This is a genomic window from Rhodoplanes sp., from assembly GCF_013377085.1.
Classification (GTDB): Bacteria; Pseudomonadota; Alphaproteobacteria; order Rhizobiales; family Xanthobacteraceae; genus Rhodoplanes.
The window spans coordinates 32,408-48,357 of the sequence record NZ_JACAAX010000007.1; the positions used below are offsets into that span (position 1 = coordinate 32,408).

A 15,950-nucleotide genomic window follows, 5' to 3' on the forward strand; every position below is an offset into this window, starting at 1 on the left:
GCTTGTGACTCGGCGAGCTGACTCCGGAGGTTTGCGACTTCCAACCGCAACGGATCGCGGTCGCTTCGGTGTGTGTCGGGCATGGATGCGCCTTTCTCGTGCTGTCTATTATTACAAATGCGGATTGTCAACAATGCCCCAAACAAATAGCTGCATGCGGGCAGCGGCGAGATTGTCGACGGTCGCGATACCCGCCATCCCGGATGCGAGCAGTTGCGGATGTAACGCCACCTGCGAGGGGGATAGGTGGCCGCCCGGCTGTTTAAGCTCCAGGCCATAGAGCCGACCTTGGCGAAGCAAGAGCAGATCCGGGACGCCCGCCCGAACACCCATCTGCTTAAACCGCTTCGCCTCCTCGGCGCCGCGCAGCCCGCCGTTTGGTGTGTGCCACCAGACAACGTCTGGACGTGCATGCTTCGTGAGAAAGATGCAGACCGCGCGCTGGATTTGGAACTCGTCAATCTTCGGCATAGACTTGATCCATCGCCCGACACCACAGGACAGCGTCGCCCATGGTCAGCACCCGCAGAAGCGCCCGCTTTTCCTCGCGGTAGACTTTCCAGAATTCCGGATCGCGGGCGGCGATCGATCTCGTGTTGTCGATCAGGTCCGCGAGCTTGACCGTCTTCACGCGCGGGTCCGCCTTCGCGAGGTGCTCCAAATCGATCGCCATCCGGACAGCGCGGTTGCCGTCCTCGGGTTTCGATCGTTTGGTGAGCTGGTCGACGTATCTCGCGACCGTCCCGCCGAACAGGTGCACGATCAGGGAGAGCGAAACCTGCGTGTCCTCGACGACGTCGTGCAGCCACGCGGCGGCGACCATCTCGGGAGTGTGAGGGACGCTCTCCACCAGCGCGGCGACCGCGGCGGGGTGGAGAGCGTAGGGCTCGTGGGTGTACTTCCGCCGCTGCCCGATCGCCGCATGCGCAGCGTGGGCGAAGATGCGGGCGTCGTTGACGAGATCGGTCATGTGTGGGGAGTCCGGTTGGGGGAGGCGCGCAGTTCAAAGAAACCATCAGCCTCCGGGTGTTTGCGCATGAACCACCGCGCCAAAACGGACGTCCAATTGTTGTTGCAAACAAACGCCCGGTTGCCGCGCTCAATCTGCGCCTCCCACCGGACGCGGTGCAGCACCGCGTCGGCAGAATATCGAGAGTACCCCGCGGCTCTCGCCGCCAAGGCGAGCCGCTCGAACGCGCTAAACACGTCGAGCGGTATATCGCGATACTGCTTCACGCGGCCCTCGCCGCCGCGACGCGATTCCATAGGTTCGTCAGGTCACCCTCGGTCAGCTTTTTGCCGACGATCTCATTCGGCCGACCGTGCTTCGAAACTTCGCGCAGGAATCCGCTGTGCCGGGCACAGTCGCCGAAAGTCATGGAGAGTGTGCGATCCATCAGCGCACGAAACGCCGCCTTGTGAGAGTCCATCGCGGCCCGGCGCTCCGCCGGCTTTTCGGCGGGGATTGCGCGAGTCGCAATGGGGCGCGGCTCGTAGACGACGGTGTTTGGCTTAGGTTCGACCACCGCGGCCCGCCGGTAGTGGTTTGACCACCAATAGGTGAAAATCTGGCCGAGGAATCCCGGATCGCGCTCGATCACCTCTATCATCGCGTCCCGCACTGCTCTTTCCGAAGCCCGAGGCTCTGAGAGGCGAAGGTCCCGCAACAGCCCTTGCGGGTCTTTATTGAAAGTGAGTTTGATGGCGGGGCTCATGCTGTCTGCTCCATGATGTGTGTTTTGCTCATCTCATTCAGTAGTTCATACGCGGCACGCTCGGCGTTGCGACGGTCTCGGCGCCGGAGAACGCTAGCCTTGCGCCCTTCGTCCTGCAGATTCCTTTCGGAGTAAAATTCTCCACAGACTAGTGTGGCCCGTGGTGCGCCCGACAGTGGGCGGCCCTGAACGCCGCGGCCCCACACTCTTGCCATCTTGTAGTGGGGCACTTGCCGGGTCTCATTCTCAAACCCCATGCGCCGCAGAATCTTCCCGGCACACATCGACGGGATCGAGTAGCCGATCTTGGCGCGAACAAACGATTGAATATCAGCAGCCGTGGCCCATACGGGGCCGTCAATCGCGGCGAACGCCTCGGCGAGGATCGACGCAAGATCCTTGGATGCATGTCCCACGTCTTTTGCCGGGACAGCATGGAGCGGCTTCGGGCAGATTCTGGCGCCGTGGGGTACAAAGAAGCCTGTAGTTGAGAGGCGCCACCACATGCGAGTACGCACCCCGTTGATGGGGGTTTTTCCTGGGCGATAGTGCAGCTTATGCATAGCGTCACCAAGCGTGGAGTCGTTGAAACCACACCCGGAGGCTAGCAATGCCTCTTGGATATCGTCCGACGAAGCCCAGTAACTCGTGCTCGCAGCGGGGATCCCGAACCACGCCCGAGTCAGTAGCTGTATGCACTCCAGAGGCTTTGCGCGTTTGGGGTCAGACCCCTCTATCGCCTTGGCGTATGCCACCCCAATCCTCCTCACTGCCGATTTGATCGTTTCCATATCCCGCAGACTGCCCGAACGAATGCCGATTGTCAACAAATAAATTCAGGAATATCGACGCTTCGGCTTGCCCTCGACGCCGAGGGGGAAATCGTGTGCCCACGCGGGCGGCGTGGTCATGACCTTCATCATCCGATCGCACAGCTCGCCGGCCCGGGTCGCGTCCACGAGCGCGGTCAACGAATCGTAGCACTGGAGGATCAGCTCGTATTCAGGCATGGCCGCGATCTGCATCTCGAAAAAATACATCAGATCGCGCATGCCGCCCTGAATCACGAAGTTGATCAGAACGCCGCCCCAAATCGACACCTCGCGCCACGCGCCCTTGATCCACGAGTGGTAGAACAGTCGGCCCTCGTCATCCACGCCGGCCTCGGGCATGTAGAGCCACCGGCCGGACGGAAGCCACATCTTGAGCCATCCGGCCTCAAACAAAAATCCGACTCGGCCGCGGCACGTGGTGACGTAGCGGCCCGGATATCTGATCGCCTCTACGGCCGCGTTTTCCAGGCCGTTCCACCCGTTGTTCCTCACCTCGGGGTACTCGTCGCGGTAGCCGTAGACGATCGACTTGGCCAACTCCTCGGGGATCTTGTTTGCTTCCGCGACGCGGGACGGGCCGGCGCCGTAGCCGCACGAGAGGACTCCGATTTTCCCGTTCTGGCGCTCCTCGGGGTGGTCCTTTTTGTTGACCTTGAACCCAAAGATTTTGCTGGCCAGCGCGCAATACAGATCCTCATTGCGTCGGTACGCGTCGAGCGCCTTGGTGCAGTCCGAAATCCAGAACACGCCACGCGCCTCGATCGCGGACAGGTCGGGCGATGCGATCAGCTTGCCGGCAGGCGCCTCGATCATGCTGCGGATGTTGTCGGACAGGATCTCTTCGGGGTCGCCCATCTCGCGCAGGGCGTCAAGGTCGGCCGACCGAATCGCGTGGAGCGCCTTCTCCGGGTCGTATCGCATTTTCCATTCGGGGATACGCAGCGGTCGGCCCGCTTTGATGTCCGCGGTTCCGGCGCCCTGGTCGGCCATGAGCTTCGGCCTGAACAGGTTGAGCGGCTGCACGCCACGGCCCGCGAGGCGCAGCGTGGAGGTGCCCGCATAGACGATCTGATGGCGCAGGCGGCTGTCGGGCGACACCATGGCGCGAGCCGTCTCATATTTGGCGACGGACCCCCGGCCCGCCTCCTGCCGAGCGACCGCCACCACGCGCACGGGCTCGGGCAGCGCCGGGTTCGCCAGCGCGGCCGCAACGTCATCCTTGGCCCACGACGGGAAATAGACGCCATACCGCTGCGCCCATTCGACGAGCTGGCCGGGCGCCTTGAGGCTGGTCACGAGCCCGCCGGTGTAGCTCGCAATCCGCTCTGTCACGTCGCTGATGGCGCGGTCGCTGATCGAGATCGCGCCGTTGATCAGGGTCATGTCGAGCGGGATGCCGCGCTCGTTCATCTTCCACACGTGATGCCAGATCGCCCACTCTTCGGGCTCAAGCTCGGGCAGGGCCGAATCCATCATCTGCGAAACGCGCACGTCGGCCGCGTTGTAAACCGCATTGCGAGTGAGCCGGTCCGCATCTTCGAACCATTTGGGGCCTCGAAACTCCTCCAGGCTCGGCAGGGGCAGGGGCGGCAGCTCTTTGAACGGAGCGCCTGACACGACGGCCCACGCGCGCCGCTCCTCATACGCTTTCACCTTGGCCGGATACGCCGCCACCACGGCAGGGTACCGCCGAGCCTTGCTGCTCCACGCGGATCGCGGCTGCCATAGCTGGCGCGACAGGCGGTTGCCCTCTTTGTCCTTGCCCTCGGGCAAGCGCATCACGGCAGCGCCGGCCTCCAGGCTGCCCGGCAGCCCGTGGCGCATCGCCCGCGCCATCGTGCAGGACCACCGCTCGCGTTCGATCGTGACGCCGAGCAGCACCCTGGAGGCAGCCTCGTCGAATGCGCAGTTGCTCGCCACCACGGTTTCGCTCGCGCGCAGGATCGACACGAGCACGGCCGGCGACACGACATTGAGCCCGGCGGCGCGCATCCGCGATTCAAGCACCTCGCGGCCGTCCGACGAATCGACAAATGACGCCGTGCCGTGGAAGCGATCCGTCGCGACCGTCGCGCAGAGCATTTCGGTCGACGGGTGGTGAATGTAGACGTCGAGCCCCCGCTCCCGAAGGTCGATCTCGGATCGCGTCTCGACGTCGAAAATCGTGCGCTTGATCATGCCCGCCCCTCAGAAGGGACCGGGGGCCGAAGCCCCCGGCCGTTCGTCACCGCGGGAACTGCGGCAGGGCAGGACCGGCCGGCGGGGGCGGCGCATAGCCCGGGGCAGGACCAGCCGGCGGGGGCGGCGCGGCAGTGCTGTAGCCCGGAGCGGCCGGCGGCGCGGCAGTGCTGTAACCCGGAGCGGCCGGCGGGGGCGGCGCATAGGCCGCACCATATCCCGGAGCCGGCGGGGTGCCGTACGCGGCCGGGGGTGGAGCCCCGTAGCCTGGAGCGGCAGCCGCAGGCGGCGCCCTCCCGACGACCCCCTTGAACATCTCGGCCGCGCTGCGCTGCGCGCCGCCGATCGCCTCGCCGGGACCGACGAAGCAGACCCCCTCGATCCCGAACTTCACGCCCCGCGACTTATTGTCGTAGCTGAGTGCGTAGACCGATGCCTGCAGAAAGTCGCCGCTCTTGTACTGAGCGACGCCGCCGATGTCCTTGGTCAGCAGATCGACCGCAACGCCGTTTTGCCAGATCGTCACCCGGGGAGGGAACTTCTCGGTGGCAGAGAATTTGATAACCCACTTCCCTTTGCGCCACGGCGACTTGACCAGCTTCGCCGGATCGTCACCATCCTGAATCGGCCACGAGGCGCCGGCCGGGTAGCTGCCGCCGAACTCCGGAACCTGCAGCGCCACCCCCATCGCTGCTGTGGCGAACATCCTGTAATTCTCGCAGAGAGTTGGATCGGGGTTCAGCTTCTCGACCAGCCCGACGAATTCGTAGTGAGGCGAGGCGAGCGGCTGCTTATTGCCGTCCGTGGTCCGCAGCGTGTGCAGGAAGAAATACGCGCCGCGCATCGGCGGTGTCAGGAACGTATCGGACCGGATCGTGTTGTGTGCCATGTCGAAGGTTTCCTTGGTGTCGCTGTCGGCAGTAGTGTTGATTGTCAACAATCAGGCAGAATCAGAATCCACCCCCGTTCCAAAGATCGCCGGCCACGTCTCGGCGAAGTAGGCGCGAAGCGGGATCATCACCTCGCGCATCTGCGGGTGCGCCGTGGGGGCGCAACGGAGCTTGAAAACGTGCAGCCACTCGCGCGGGTTCGCGGTCATGACCAGTTCCGTCTTGAGCGAATTCGGAAGGACGCTGCGGGCCTCTTGGGGCGTGGCGCCAGCCCTGAGCAGTGCGTGATACGTATTCTCGGCCGATTGGCACGCAGCGCCCCAATGAACGAATTGAACGGACGCAAGATCCCAAAAACACGGCTGGATAACCGTGATCTCCGCGCCGAATTTTCCTTTGCTGTAGTTGCAGTATCGCGTCGACTCCTGACTGAACGACGCGATGCGGTGCCGGACCAGTTCGTGAGAGACGCCGCGATCAACAACGAAATGCACCGAGATTGAGCCGTGCTCCAGCACGGACTCGTGTTTCGATTGGGCGAGCCGGGCGAGGAATCCGACGTGGCTGTCATCGGTGATCTTGTCCTCTGATTTGTAGCAGACACGGCCGGCGCGCTCGATCAGCCGCTCCAGGCCGGGCGTGGACGCGATCACCGTGGCGGACGCCGAGACGATTTTCATATTCCGTCCTTTCGTTTGAACGCCGAGCATCGGAACCGGGAGTCCGTCGTCATGCCGGGCTCGATTGAGTCGGACGAATTGCAGACGCCGACCCATTTCTCAGCCTCGTGTCGCTGCCACCCGACACAGCTCTCACAGCAGTTCGGAGGCCACCGCAGCCATGAGGGGATGTATGGCTTCGCGCCCGCGGGGTTGGCGGTCATGGCGAGACTCCAGGGAGCGGGGAGCTTTTCGGTTTGGTCGCCTGCTTCGCGCGGATGCTCTCCATCTTTGTCCAGATGCGCCGCAGCTCAAAGGCGCCGGCTGCGCGCATATCGATGCCCTGCGCAAAGCACAGCGCGGCGAGCGTGACCGCGACCCCGCCGACCTCTTGGACCTTTTCACCAAGAGGGCGACCAAACACGTAGTCCACGAGTTGGTGTGCCTCGGAGGCCGTGCAGCCGCACGCCTGGACCAGCTCTAGCGACTCCTCCACGAACCGATGATTGCGTTCGGCCGTATCGAGTGCGGTATCGCGCCCGAAGCACGCGATGATCCACCGGCCGACTTCCGCCTGAAACGCGCCGGCGGCGCGCTGATTCCACTGTTCGGGCTCGGCCATCGCGCCGCACGTCTCGCACTCGACGTGATGCCGCTGCGTGCCGTCGCCGTTTCGGCCAATCGAGTGAGATACATCTTCGTTGCCACAGAACGGGCAAGGCAGATAGGTGCTGTGCGCGGCGGGCGCTTGGTACTCTGTCGGCATCACTTCACTCCTGTGACGCCCGCGAACATCTCGGCGCTGGTGCGCGTCTTCCATGCGGGGCGGTTGTCGTTCTCGAATGCGAGCACCGGCGATCCGGGCGGGGTGGGGGCGAGCACCTTCAATTCCGCTGCGGTCATGCCGAGCTTCTCGGCCTGCGCCGGGGCTGGCGGATCGAGCGCCTCGATCCCATACCGGACATAAATCAGTTCGCGAGCAGCGTCGGGATCCGCCCACGCGCGGTGTTTGTTCGCGGTCACCAGCTTCATGCCGTCCGGCACGTGGCCGCTGATCGCGAGGTTCGTGTGCGTCTTTTCCAGCGTCTTGAACCAATCGGCGATCGGCTTTTTCATCGCGAGGAAAAGCGCCACCTGATAGTCCGGCACTACCCGGGCGTCTCGGGCGAACGCGACGCCGATGCGCGAGAGCACGTCGGCGGACGCCGGGCAGCGACCGAACAGCGGGCAATATTTGCACTGCTCACCCGCCACGAAACGGAGCGGCTGGTGGGGGATCGCTGCCACGCGCGTGGCGAACGTGTGCAGATCGGCGGCGCTCACAATCCATTGTTTGACGCGGGGGACGGGCAGGAAGCTGTTCGGCTGCACGATGACGATGCGGACCCAATCGACCCGCAGCCCGTGGGTGAGGATCGCCGCCGCGGCGTAAATCATCGGCTGGGGGTTGCTTTCGGCCTGGACGTCCACGAACCCGTTTTTGTAGTCGAGAATCGTCAGGACACGGTTGCGCTCCTCGTAATGCGCGACGTCGCACCGCCCCCAAATTTGATCGGTGAGCCGCACGGTCTGCTCGACCCACAGCCGGCCCGGCGGCAGTTGGGCGACGAAATCGAGCGCGAGCGCGATGCCGTATGCGGCGGGGTGGTCGGGGTCGATCACATCGCGGAAATACTGGCGGAGGTGATCGCCCTTTCGAATCTCGGTGAGAGGAATCAGGCGCTCGATCTCGTCATGCGCGGCTGTGCCCTCGTCGGCCTCCTCGCCGGACTCTTCCGGGGGGAGCGCCGCAATCGCCATCGCGCTCGCGGTGCATCCGCCTTCCTCGGCCCATCGGTGCGACGAGCTGGGGGCATAGATTGCGTGGCCTGCGGACATGGTGGACCCTTGGTAGAGTCGGACGCCGCACCGCGGCGCCCGATCTGTCAGTATAGATGCCGACAATCAACGTTCAGTGAACGCCGATCTGGCCACAGACGCCGGCCAGATCCTTGTCCGGCATGAACTGCACCGAGCAGATCGCATCCGCGAGGCTGGCGCCCTTGGCGATCACGCCGGCCTCGGCCAGCCACGTTGCGTACGCCGCGCCATCGGCGCCGCCCGCCGTCAGCTCTTGCAGCTTGGCCGCGAGCGCCGTGCCGAGCCGAAACTCCGGAGTCGGCACCGGCGGGGGCGGGGGCGGCGGGGGCGGGGGCGGCGGCGGAGGCGGCGGGGCGGCGGCGGCGCCCGGGACCGGGTAGCCGTTGGCCGCATTGACCCGGTTCGCCGCGATCAGCTCCGGGGGGATGCCATGATCGCCGGTCGGCGGGGCGACGAAGGGCGGCGGCACGATGCCGGGCACGCCGGGCGCACTGGCGGCGGCAGCCGGCGGGGTCGGCATCGGCGCGGGGGCGGCGGCAGCCGGCGGACGGCCCCGGCGCTTGGCGGGGGCGGCGGGGGCAGTGGCGGCCTCGCCGGCCGGCGATTCGGGCGTCGCGGTGCCATTGATGAGCGCAGCGAGCGCCACGATCGCGGCGCCCTCGGCCTCCCATATCGACACCAGCTCGGCGGCGGACCCGGCCTCGAACCCGAATTCGGCCGCTCCGATTCGAGTATTAAAATTTATCGTCATAATTGCGGTTCCTGTATTGCGTTGGTGGTGGGAGCGTCTATAATCCGCCTGCGTGCAGATTGTCAACACGCTTGTAAACTGGAGTGGGAGAATTGTCATGGCCACGCGCCCCCGTAAGACGAGTCAAGATCAGGACGTGTTCAACGGAGATATGTTTGAGCGACTCGCCGACGATCTGAAAAGCGGCCACATCCCGAGCAAGAAATACACCCTGTCCGACACGGTCGTGACCGGCCTGCGGGTCATCATTCGCAACACGGGCGGGATCTCGTATCACGTGCAATATACGGTCGGCGACGATCGGCCCTACCTCAAACTCGGCGATTACCCGGACATGAGCGTGTCCGAGGCCCGCAACCTAGCACGCACCGTCACCGGCCTCGCCGGGATGGGAATCGACGTGCAGGACGGCCTCCACGAGCGTCTCGTTCGCGAGTTGAAGGCCGAGGGGTTGAAGTGGCGCGTTGGGCGCCCCCGCCGCCCGTAGTAGCGCGTCGATCGTGGCGCGCTTTATCTAGCGGTTGTGCAGACAATCGGCATGGTGGTTGACAATAAATAGTCAGGCGGCGCAGTATCCAGCCCTTGCGCCCACCAGCGCCGAGGATTGCCCCGCAATGCCGGAAACCAACACGCTACTCGCCGCCCTGCGCCCGTACGCTGCCATGGGGGCGGCACTGTTCCCAATCCCCGCAGGGTCCAAGGATCCCACCGGCATCGTCGGATCGTTCGCGGACGATTGGTCCCCCGATCCGGCGCAGTGGATGCGGTGGGCGGCCGAGCACCCAGGTTGCAACTTCGGGATCGTCGCGGGCCCGTCGAATCTGATCATCGCGGACATTGACGTCGCCGAGCTTGGACGTGATCGGGCATGGCAGGTGTGGGCCGAGTGGTGCGCAGCCAACGGACTGCCCGCGCTCGCCCCGCACGTCCAGTCTGCGCGTGGCGGGTGGCACGTGCTTTTCCGGCTGCCCGAGGGCGTAGAACCGAGCGCACTGAAACAGGTTGTGCTCGTCGGGCGCACGGACGGCAGCAAAAAGGCCGTGATCGATTTGCGCGTAGGGAACGGCTACGTCGTCGCCGCCGGCAGCTACTACAACGGCGAGCCGAAGGGCGAGCAGAGCGGCAGTTACGTTTGGCTGACCGAAGCCCCGCCACACCCGGCGCCCGCGGCCTTACTGCAGCACTGCGCCCGCGTGGCGCGGACGCCGAGTGCCTCCACGGTCAAGATCGGCACGCGCGAGCCCGCGGACGTTGCCGCCCTGGTGCGGTGGCTGAACGAGCGCGGGGTATTTGTCGCCTATGACGAATGGATCGGCATGGGGATGGCCCTGCGGATCGAGTTCGGCGACGACGGAATCAAAATCTGGCGCCTCACCCACGACGCGAACGTGACGGCCGAGGCCGAGGCGTCGCATTGGGACAGTTTCGCCACCGAGCCCGTCGCCGATTCGCAGACGCTCAGCACGTGGTTGCAAAAAGCCAACAACATGGGATGGACGGGCAGCGTTCGGCGAACCGCGGCGGCCATGTTTGCGGGGATCACCGGATCCGGCATGCCCGGCCCGGCGCCGATCGCCGCGGCCGTCACCGGCGCACCGGCGCCCGCCGGCTATGAGGACGCGACCGCGCTCATGGCCGCCCGCGGCACGAAGCAGGCGGCGCTATGGGCGCCGATCGTGGAGGCGGTGCCGCGCGCCGAGCGGGCGCCCGAGCACCCGACCATGCCCGACAGCGGCCACCCGCTGCGCGACGCGATCAATGCGGCGATCCCCGGGATCCTCGCCACCGGCGATCTCGACGCGCTCGCCGTGGTGCGCAACGTCCACCCCGAAACGGCCGCCGCCCTGGTGGGCGCCCTGGAGGCGGCCGGCTCGCCGGTGGACGCCGCTGAGCTGTCGATCGCGGCGCTCGCGCTGCAGGACGACGTTGAGCACGGGCTCAAGGCGTTCGCGGATTTCCAGCGCGACGCAAAAACCGGGCTGCCCGAGAACGACAACAGCGACAATGTGGGAGTCTTCCTGCAGTTGATCGGCGCCGAGGTGCGGTGGAACGGGTGGCTCGATCGCCCTGAGATTCAAGGCTTCGGATACCGCGAGTGGACGTTCATGGACGACTACGTGGTGGCGCGGCTGCTGACTCGCGCGTGCCGTACCGGGATGCGCTTTCGCCCGGCCGAGAAATTCTTCTGGAATGCCGCCGTCACGCTCGCGCGGGAGAACCACGTCGACCCGGCGCTCGATCTGCTCGCCGATCTGGAATCGAAATGGGACGGCGTGCTGCGGCTCGACACGTGGCTGTCCGTCGTGTGCGATGTGACGGATGACGCCTACCACCGCGCAGTCGGCGCCAACGTGATCGGCGGCATGGTCCGCCGGATGCGGCACCCCGGATGCAAGCACGACACCATGGCGGTGTTCATCGGTCGGCAGGGTAGCGGCAAGTCGACCATGGCCTCGATCCTCGCGCTGCGGCCCGAGTGGTTCACGGACGCGATCTTGTTCGGCACGGAATCAAAAGAGCTGGTCCTCGCGCTCGCCGGCAAATCGGTGGTCGAGATTTCCGAGATGGGGATGCGCAACGCCACCGGCGTGACGCACGTCAAGGCGATGTTGAGCCGGCAGGTGGACGAGGGCCGGACGGCATACGCGCGCTCAGTCACCACACGCCCGCGCCGCAACGTGATGATCGGCACCACCAACGACGAAAAGCCGCTATCCGACCCGACCGGCAACCGGCGATTTCTTCCGGTGTGGGTCGGCGCCGAGCAGAATCTCGATTGGCTGCAGGCCAACCTCGCGCAGATCGTGGGCGAGGCGGCCGTGCGCGAGTCGACGGGCGAGACGTTCGCGATCCCGCGGGACACATGGGCGCGGGCGTCGGAACAGCAAGAGCGAGCCCGGGGCGAGAGTGACATGGACACGGTGCTGCAGGATCATTTCGGGCTGACCAAGGAATCCGAGATCGCCTATGTGTCCGCCAAGGATCTGGTGGACGTCGCCAAACTGTACGGCTGGCGATCCACGGACGCGGCCACGGCAGCCCGGGGGGTTGCCATGGAGCGCATGGGGTTCCAGCCCGTGAACGTCTACCTCGACGGGAAGAGATCGCGCGGGTGGCTGCGTGGGCGGGGTCCAGGGGAAAAGCTCGCGCGGACCATGCAGGCGGCGCGCTTCTATGAGATAGGCGCGGACGGCCGTGGGCGTCCGACCGTGCAGCTAAAAGCCCGATCGACGACGGCCGCCCCGACCGGGCCGGCGATGCTGCCGCTACCGCGCCCCGCTTAGGATCTGATAGACATAGGATCGGGTGATGCCGAGGGCGCCCGCGATTTCGCTGGCGCTCTTTTTGCTGCTCATGGCGAGCACCCGCGCCGGCACCTGAGTCGTGGCCGCCCGTGGCTCGCGCGGACGGGCGGGGCGGTGCACCTTGAGCACCTTCTGCACGTAGGAAAGCGACACCTGCATGCGGGAGGCTATTTCGCTGGGGTGTAGGCCCCCATCGGACATGATCACGATATCGGCGGCGACGGGGCTCATGGCGTGGTCCTCAGACAACGTACGGCATGGGGATGATCAGCTCGGATCCGTTCGCCATGATCTGGCGGGCGCTCGATCGCGAGTCGCCGTTGGGCAACAGCATGGCGGAGACACCATCGGCGCCCATGCGCAGCCACCGCGCCGTCGCGGCGAAGGGCGCCAACGCTTCGGGCAGCCCCACGCGTGACTCGCAACCGTCGTCCTCCACCAGCACGATCGGCTGGCCGGTCTCGGGCGCCCACACCTTGCGGATCGTCAGCCACCCACCGACGCGCGCCTTGCCGGGGCGATAGCCGGCGATCAGTGACGCACCGGAAGGCGTTTCGAGGAGGCCCGCCCCGGGCTTGTCCTCGCGCGGCCCGGCCCGCATGTCGTAGGCGCACAGCGGGCAAACAACTTGGTGCTTCGCTATCGCCTCCAGGCACGCCGGGCAATTTTTGAGGAGCGGAGAATCGCATCTCCAGCACGTCCGCGCGGCGGCGCCGTTGCGGGTGCCGCAGTGGTCGCACGACACGAGCCGCGACTTGCTCTCCTTGGGCTGCAGGAAATCCAGCGGGCCGTGCTGATCGATATTGCCGGCGAAGTCGATCACCAGCCCGTCCGCCTTGCCGGCGGCGATCGACGACGCGATGGTGCCGCCGATCGTGCGCAGGAGGCGCCCGGTCATCTGGACGTAGAGGCCGAGCGATTTGGTTCGGCGGCGCATGATCAAAAAATCGACGGTTGGCACATCGAATCCGGTGGTGAGCGCCGCGACGTTGACGAGGGCGCGCAGCCGCCCGGCGCGGAACGCCTCGATCAGCCCCTTGCGCTCGGCTGCGGGCGTGGTGCCGAGCACGAGCCCGGTAGGGATCTGCCACTCGTTCATGCGAGCGCACATCGCCCGCGCCGCCTTGGTGCTCGCCTCGAAGCACAACCACGCCCGGCGCTCGCGGCCGTAGTGGATGGCCTGGGCAATGTGGTTGTCCATGGCGGCGATCATCTGTGCGTCTTGCGAGTCGCCCGTGAACTCGCCTTGCCGCACCTTGAGCTTTGAGACGTCCAGCTTGTCGTCCGCCTGCACCGAAAAGGCCGGCACGAGGTAGCCGTCGCGGATCCCGTCCAAAATCGAATAGCGGTAGACCACAGCGTCGAATGGTGCGCCCTCGCCTTCGACGAGACTGCCGCCCTGGAGGCGGTAGGTCGTGCCCGAGCCGCCGGCCATCTTCGGATACCCGAGCGCGCGGTCAAGCGCCCGATACATTCCCGATTCAGAATGTGGAATCAGGTGCGCCTCGTCCACGCCGAACAGAGAGATCGGACCGAAGCTCGGTGCGTATTTGTGCACAGACTGAATCGCCGCGCTGATCACTGGCGCCCGCCAACACCGCTCGTCGAGAGCCGCGGCGTTGATCCCCACGTGCAGGCCCGGCATAAGGTCGCGGCACGCCTTGGCGTTCTGCTCGACCAGCTCGCGGGTATGGGCGCAGATCAGGACGGTGCCGCCACGGGCGATCTCGCGTCGCGCAAGCTCGGCGAATACCAGCGACTTACCGGACGCGACGCACGAGTCGACGAGCGGCCGTCGCATGCCGGCGGCGTGCGCTGCCTCGACAGCGTCGACCGCGTCTATCTGATTCGGGCGGAGCGTGATCACGGGCAAAAGACGATCACTTCGCCGATGATTGCGCCCCACGCGATCAGCTCGACGATGGTGCGCCAGCGGAAAAGTTCGGCGAGGGATTCGGTCATTTCGGGCTCCTCTGTTCAGGAGTCCACCGTGCGCTTCGAAACGCAAATTGTCAACAAAACTACGGACAGTCGTCGAATAAATCCGGCTGGGGGATGAAATGCTGCTCGGCCACGGCTTGCTCGCACGCGTCGCGCGGGCCGATGCCGCAGCACCGTCCCGTCGCGTCGTGCACGAGCCAATAATCCCCCCGCGACCACTCGGGCGAGGCGCGCAGGGGGAGCACCGGAGGGGGTAGCGGCATCACGCAGCCACCGGCCCGGCGAGCATCCGCAGATCGGCGGCCATCTGCTCGGCCTGTCGGGCGAGCGATCTGATCACGGCATCCTGCCGGCCCTGACTCGGAGTCAACAGCTTAGTGATGGCGGCGATGGCGGCGCTCGTCTGCGCCATGGCATCGGACAGCGCCACGTGCATGGTGCCCTGCCCGTAGTGGTCGGACAGGTTGATGCCGGCCAGATCGTAGAGCGTCCGGGTGTCGCGCTCGTCCCGGTAGCCCCACGGCTTCGGCACCCCGGCACGGCGGAATACTTCGCCGAGCAGGGGCGCGTCAAAGCTCGCGCCGTGCCCCCAAATCAGCGGCGCTTCGCCGTTGCTCGCCCACGCGATCCACGCGGCGATGTGCTCCAGGGCGGCGCGCAGGGGCAGGGGGTTTTGCGTGGCCGCGGCCCATGCCGCCGGATCCTGCTTCCCCCACCACGCGTGAGTCTCGGGATCGATCTCCAGGCCGAGCGCCTGCTGATCCGGCACGCTCATGACGAGCGACACGGACGCGAGATCGCTGAATCGGACGAATGCGGCCGAGAGCACGACAGCGCCGGGGCGCGTGCCGAGCGTCTCGATATCGAGCATGAGGTGAGTTGTCACTGTCCAGGATCCTTCGGTTTGATGCATGCAAGATCGACCCGGAGCCTCGTGCGGCCATCCGGCTCCGGAGTTTCGGTGATGATCACGTAACCATCGCGGGCCAACACGACGGCGATGCGGAGCAAGGACGCCTCCAGCTCCTCGGCCCGCACCCACGCGGCGAGATCCGGCCTCGCCGGGATGGGAATCGACGTGCTGATGGTGATTGGCGCGATGCGCTCTTTCTCGTAAACCGCGAGGCCGCCCTCGCGCAGGTGCCGGATGACATCCGACGTCAGCACGGTCCCGGGCGGCAACCTCGTGGGTGTGGTGGATCGCACAGCGCCGACGATGCGGCACGCCTTGTCGATCAGATCGGGATCGCTGGTGCGGGTCATTTTTTCTCCAGGGTTTTGCCGGTGGTTTCGCCGTCCTTGGTGATCCATGCGGCGATCACGTCGCCGTCCTTGAACACCGCATTACGGTCGCGGATCGCGCTATGCCGGTAGTCATGCGGACCGCTTCCGTGGACCCACACCGTCCCGTCATGGGTTTGATAGTGGGCTCGGTACTGCGGGCATTCGGTGCTCACAGGTCGCCCTCCTTGACCATGGCGAGGAAGGGGGCGATCTCGTCGTCGTGCCGTTTGTTCATCGCCTCCAGGGTGCGCGCGACGCCCTGAATCGTGATCATGGCCGCGCCGTAGGGTGACGTCGCGCCGACGTTCTTGGCGACCGCGATGGCCTGCGCACGGCCCGCCCGAAGGCAAGCCTTGGCGAACCAAATCAGCGACTCCTCGCTGCAGCGATACTCGGTGACCCCGTCGTCAAACGGGATGAAACCGCACTGCTCGGCGGCTTCGATTCTGAAACCGTCCTCTTCTGATATTGTGGGCTCGCGCGGCGTGGTGGTGATCGCGTCCATGTGGTCGGCTTTCGCTGGGGTGGGAAAAG

At 65.8% G+C, this 15,950-nt stretch carries 19 protein-coding genes; 2 read left to right on the plus strand and 17 right to left on the minus strand.

Annotated elements, in window-relative coordinates:
* Positions 1-111 precede the first annotated feature (111 nt).
* The 11 genes from HXX10_RS07355 to HXX10_RS07405 all read right to left on the minus strand — a co-directional run bounded on the left by HXX10_RS07355 (position 112) and on the right by HXX10_RS07405 (position 8,886).
* Positions 112-471, minus strand: coding sequence for a VRR-NUC domain-containing protein (locus HXX10_RS07355; RefSeq protein WP_296521184.1), 360 nt, complete (start codon positions 469-471; stop codon positions 112-114).
* Positions 458-970 carry an HD domain-containing protein gene (locus HXX10_RS07360; RefSeq protein ID WP_296521186.1) on the minus strand — a complete coding sequence of 171 codons (513 nt, stop codon included), beginning with the start codon at positions 968-970 and terminating at the stop codon, positions 458-460. Before HXX10_RS07360 ends, HXX10_RS07355 begins: the two co-directional genes overlap by 14 nt.
* The gene (locus HXX10_RS07365; RefSeq protein ID WP_296521189.1) at positions 967-1,236 is read right to left on the minus strand and encodes a hypothetical protein; all 270 of its coding nucleotides are present in this window, start codon (positions 1,234-1,236) and stop codon (positions 967-969) included. The genes HXX10_RS07360 and HXX10_RS07365 overlap by 4 nt, the downstream gene beginning before the upstream one ends.
* Entirely contained in the window at positions 1,233-1,715 is a 483-nt protein-coding gene (locus tag HXX10_RS07370; RefSeq protein ID WP_296521191.1) for a hypothetical protein, read from the minus strand. The genes HXX10_RS07365 and HXX10_RS07370 overlap by 4 nt, the downstream gene beginning before the upstream one ends.
* Entirely contained in the window at positions 1,712-2,278 is a 567-nt protein-coding gene (locus tag HXX10_RS07375) for a hypothetical protein (protein ID WP_296521193.1), read from the minus strand. Before HXX10_RS07375 ends, HXX10_RS07370 begins: the two co-directional genes overlap by 4 nt.
* Positions 2,279-2,551: 273 nt before the next feature.
* Positions 2,552-4,726, minus strand: coding sequence for a DNA polymerase (locus tag HXX10_RS07380; RefSeq protein ID WP_296521195.1), 2,175 nt, complete (start codon positions 4,724-4,726; stop codon positions 2,552-2,554).
* Between the two features lie 46 nt (positions 4,727-4,772).
* Positions 4,773-5,615 (minus strand): ssDNA-binding protein, encoded by an 843-nt coding sequence (locus tag HXX10_RS07385; RefSeq protein WP_296521197.1) that lies wholly within the window; start codon positions 5,613-5,615, stop codon positions 4,773-4,775.
* A 51-nt stretch (positions 5,616-5,666) separates the two neighbouring features.
* The gene (gene thyX / locus HXX10_RS07390) at positions 5,667-6,296 is read right to left on the minus strand and encodes an FAD-dependent thymidylate synthase (RefSeq protein WP_296521199.1); all 630 of its coding nucleotides are present in this window, start codon (positions 6,294-6,296) and stop codon (positions 5,667-5,669) included.
* Positions 6,297-6,495: 199 nt separating this feature from the next.
* Positions 6,496-7,041 carry a Lar family restriction alleviation protein gene (locus HXX10_RS07395; RefSeq protein WP_296521201.1) on the minus strand — a complete coding sequence of 182 codons (546 nt, stop codon included), beginning with the start codon at positions 7,039-7,041 and terminating at the stop codon, positions 6,496-6,498.
* Positions 7,041-8,153 carry a DUF2800 domain-containing protein gene (locus HXX10_RS07400; protein WP_296521203.1) on the minus strand — a complete coding sequence of 371 codons (1,113 nt, stop codon included), beginning with the start codon at positions 8,151-8,153 and terminating at the stop codon, positions 7,041-7,043. Before HXX10_RS07400 ends, HXX10_RS07395 begins: the two co-directional genes overlap by 1 nt.
* 73 nt (positions 8,154-8,226) lie before the next feature.
* The gene (locus HXX10_RS07405) at positions 8,227-8,886 is read right to left on the minus strand and encodes a hypothetical protein (protein ID WP_296521205.1); all 660 of its coding nucleotides are present in this window, start codon (positions 8,884-8,886) and stop codon (positions 8,227-8,229) included.
* Between the two features lie 97 nt (positions 8,887-8,983).
* Here HXX10_RS07405 and HXX10_RS07410 point away from each other — a divergent pair, with 97 nt between their 5' ends.
* Complete coding sequence (locus HXX10_RS07410; protein WP_296521208.1) at positions 8,984-9,373, plus strand: Arm DNA-binding domain-containing protein; 390 nt, start codon at positions 8,984-8,986, stop codon at positions 9,371-9,373.
* 127 nt (positions 9,374-9,500) lie between these two features.
* The gene (locus tag HXX10_RS07415) at positions 9,501-12,170 is read left to right on the plus strand and encodes a VapE domain-containing protein (protein ID WP_296521210.1); all 2,670 of its coding nucleotides are present in this window, start codon (positions 9,501-9,503) and stop codon (positions 12,168-12,170) included.
* Here HXX10_RS07415 and HXX10_RS07420 read toward each other — a convergent pair.
* The 6 genes from HXX10_RS07420 to HXX10_RS07445 all read right to left on the minus strand — a co-directional run bounded on the left by HXX10_RS07420 (position 12,153) and on the right by HXX10_RS07445 (position 15,921).
* Positions 12,153-12,422, minus strand: coding sequence for a hypothetical protein (locus HXX10_RS07420; RefSeq protein WP_296521212.1), 270 nt, complete (start codon positions 12,420-12,422; stop codon positions 12,153-12,155). The genes HXX10_RS07415 and HXX10_RS07420 overlap by 18 nt on opposite strands.
* A gap of 10 nt (positions 12,423-12,432) precedes the next feature.
* The gene (locus HXX10_RS07425) at positions 12,433-14,058 is read right to left on the minus strand and encodes a helicase-related protein (RefSeq protein ID WP_296521215.1); all 1,626 of its coding nucleotides are present in this window, start codon (positions 14,056-14,058) and stop codon (positions 12,433-12,435) included.
* Positions 14,059-14,394: 336 nt separating this feature from the next.
* Complete coding sequence (locus HXX10_RS07430; protein ID WP_296521217.1) at positions 14,395-15,003, minus strand: 3'-5' exonuclease; 609 nt, start codon at positions 15,001-15,003, stop codon at positions 14,395-14,397.
* Positions 15,004-15,014: 11 nt separating this feature from the next.
* Positions 15,015-15,395 carry a hypothetical protein gene (locus HXX10_RS07435; RefSeq protein WP_296521220.1) on the minus strand — a complete coding sequence of 127 codons (381 nt, stop codon included), beginning with the start codon at positions 15,393-15,395 and terminating at the stop codon, positions 15,015-15,017.
* Positions 15,392-15,589 carry a hypothetical protein gene (locus HXX10_RS07440; protein WP_296521222.1) on the minus strand — a complete coding sequence of 66 codons (198 nt, stop codon included), beginning with the start codon at positions 15,587-15,589 and terminating at the stop codon, positions 15,392-15,394. The genes HXX10_RS07435 and HXX10_RS07440 overlap by 4 nt, the downstream gene beginning before the upstream one ends.
* Positions 15,586-15,921: a hypothetical protein gene (locus tag HXX10_RS07445; protein ID WP_296521224.1), complete on the minus strand. Its 336-nt coding sequence runs from the start codon at positions 15,919-15,921 to the stop codon at positions 15,586-15,588. The genes HXX10_RS07440 and HXX10_RS07445 overlap by 4 nt, the downstream gene beginning before the upstream one ends.
* Between the last annotated feature and the right edge of the window lie 29 nt (positions 15,922-15,950).

Bases quoted from the DNA above. Each gene is read 5' to 3' on its own strand.
- HXX10_RS07360 (WP_296521186.1), bottom strand. From the start codon at position 970: ATGACCGATCTCGTCAACGACGCCCGCATCTTCGCCCACGCTGCGCAT.
- HXX10_RS07415 (WP_296521210.1), top strand. From the start codon at position 9,501: ATGCCGGAAACCAACACGCTACTCGCCGCCCTGCGCCCGTACGCTGCC.
- HXX10_RS07405 (WP_296521205.1), bottom strand. From the start codon at position 8,886: ATGACGATAAATTTTAATACTCGAATCGGAGCGGCCGAATTCGGGTTC.
- HXX10_RS07380 (WP_296521195.1), bottom strand. From the start codon at position 4,726: ATGATCAAGCGCACGATTTTCGACGTCGAGACGCGATCCGAGATCGAC.
- thyX (WP_296521199.1), bottom strand. From the start codon at position 6,296: ATGAAAATCGTCTCGGCGTCCGCCACGGTGATCGCGTCCACGCCCGGC.
- HXX10_RS07435 (WP_296521220.1), bottom strand. From the start codon at position 15,395: ATGACCCGCACCAGCGATCCCGATCTGATCGACAAGGCGTGCCGCATC.
- HXX10_RS07420 (WP_296521212.1), bottom strand. From the start codon at position 12,422: ATGAGCCCCGTCGCCGCCGATATCGTGATCATGTCCGATGGGGGCCTA.
- HXX10_RS07375 (WP_296521193.1), bottom strand. From the start codon at position 2,278: ATGCATAAGCTGCACTATCGCCCAGGAAAAACCCCCATCAACGGGGTG.
- HXX10_RS07385 (WP_296521197.1), bottom strand. From the start codon at position 5,615: ATGGCACACAACACGATCCGGTCCGATACGTTCCTGACACCGCCGATG.
- HXX10_RS07430 (WP_296521217.1), bottom strand. From the start codon at position 15,003: ATGCTCGATATCGAGACGCTCGGCACGCGCCCCGGCGCTGTCGTGCTC.
- HXX10_RS07410 (WP_296521208.1), top strand. From the start codon at position 8,984: ATGGCCACGCGCCCCCGTAAGACGAGTCAAGATCAGGACGTGTTCAAC.
- HXX10_RS07395 (WP_296521201.1), bottom strand. From the start codon at position 7,041: ATGCCGACAGAGTACCAAGCGCCCGCCGCGCACAGCACCTATCTGCCT.
- HXX10_RS07400 (WP_296521203.1), bottom strand. From the start codon at position 8,153: ATGTCCGCAGGCCACGCAATCTATGCCCCCAGCTCGTCGCACCGATGG.
- HXX10_RS07355 (WP_296521184.1), bottom strand. From the start codon at position 471: ATGCCGAAGATTGACGAGTTCCAAATCCAGCGCGCGGTCTGCATCTTT.
- HXX10_RS07445 (WP_296521224.1), bottom strand. From the start codon at position 15,921: ATGGACGCGATCACCACCACGCCGCGCGAGCCCACAATATCAGAAGAG.
- HXX10_RS07370 (WP_296521191.1), bottom strand. From the start codon at position 1,715: ATGAGCCCCGCCATCAAACTCACTTTCAATAAAGACCCGCAAGGGCTG.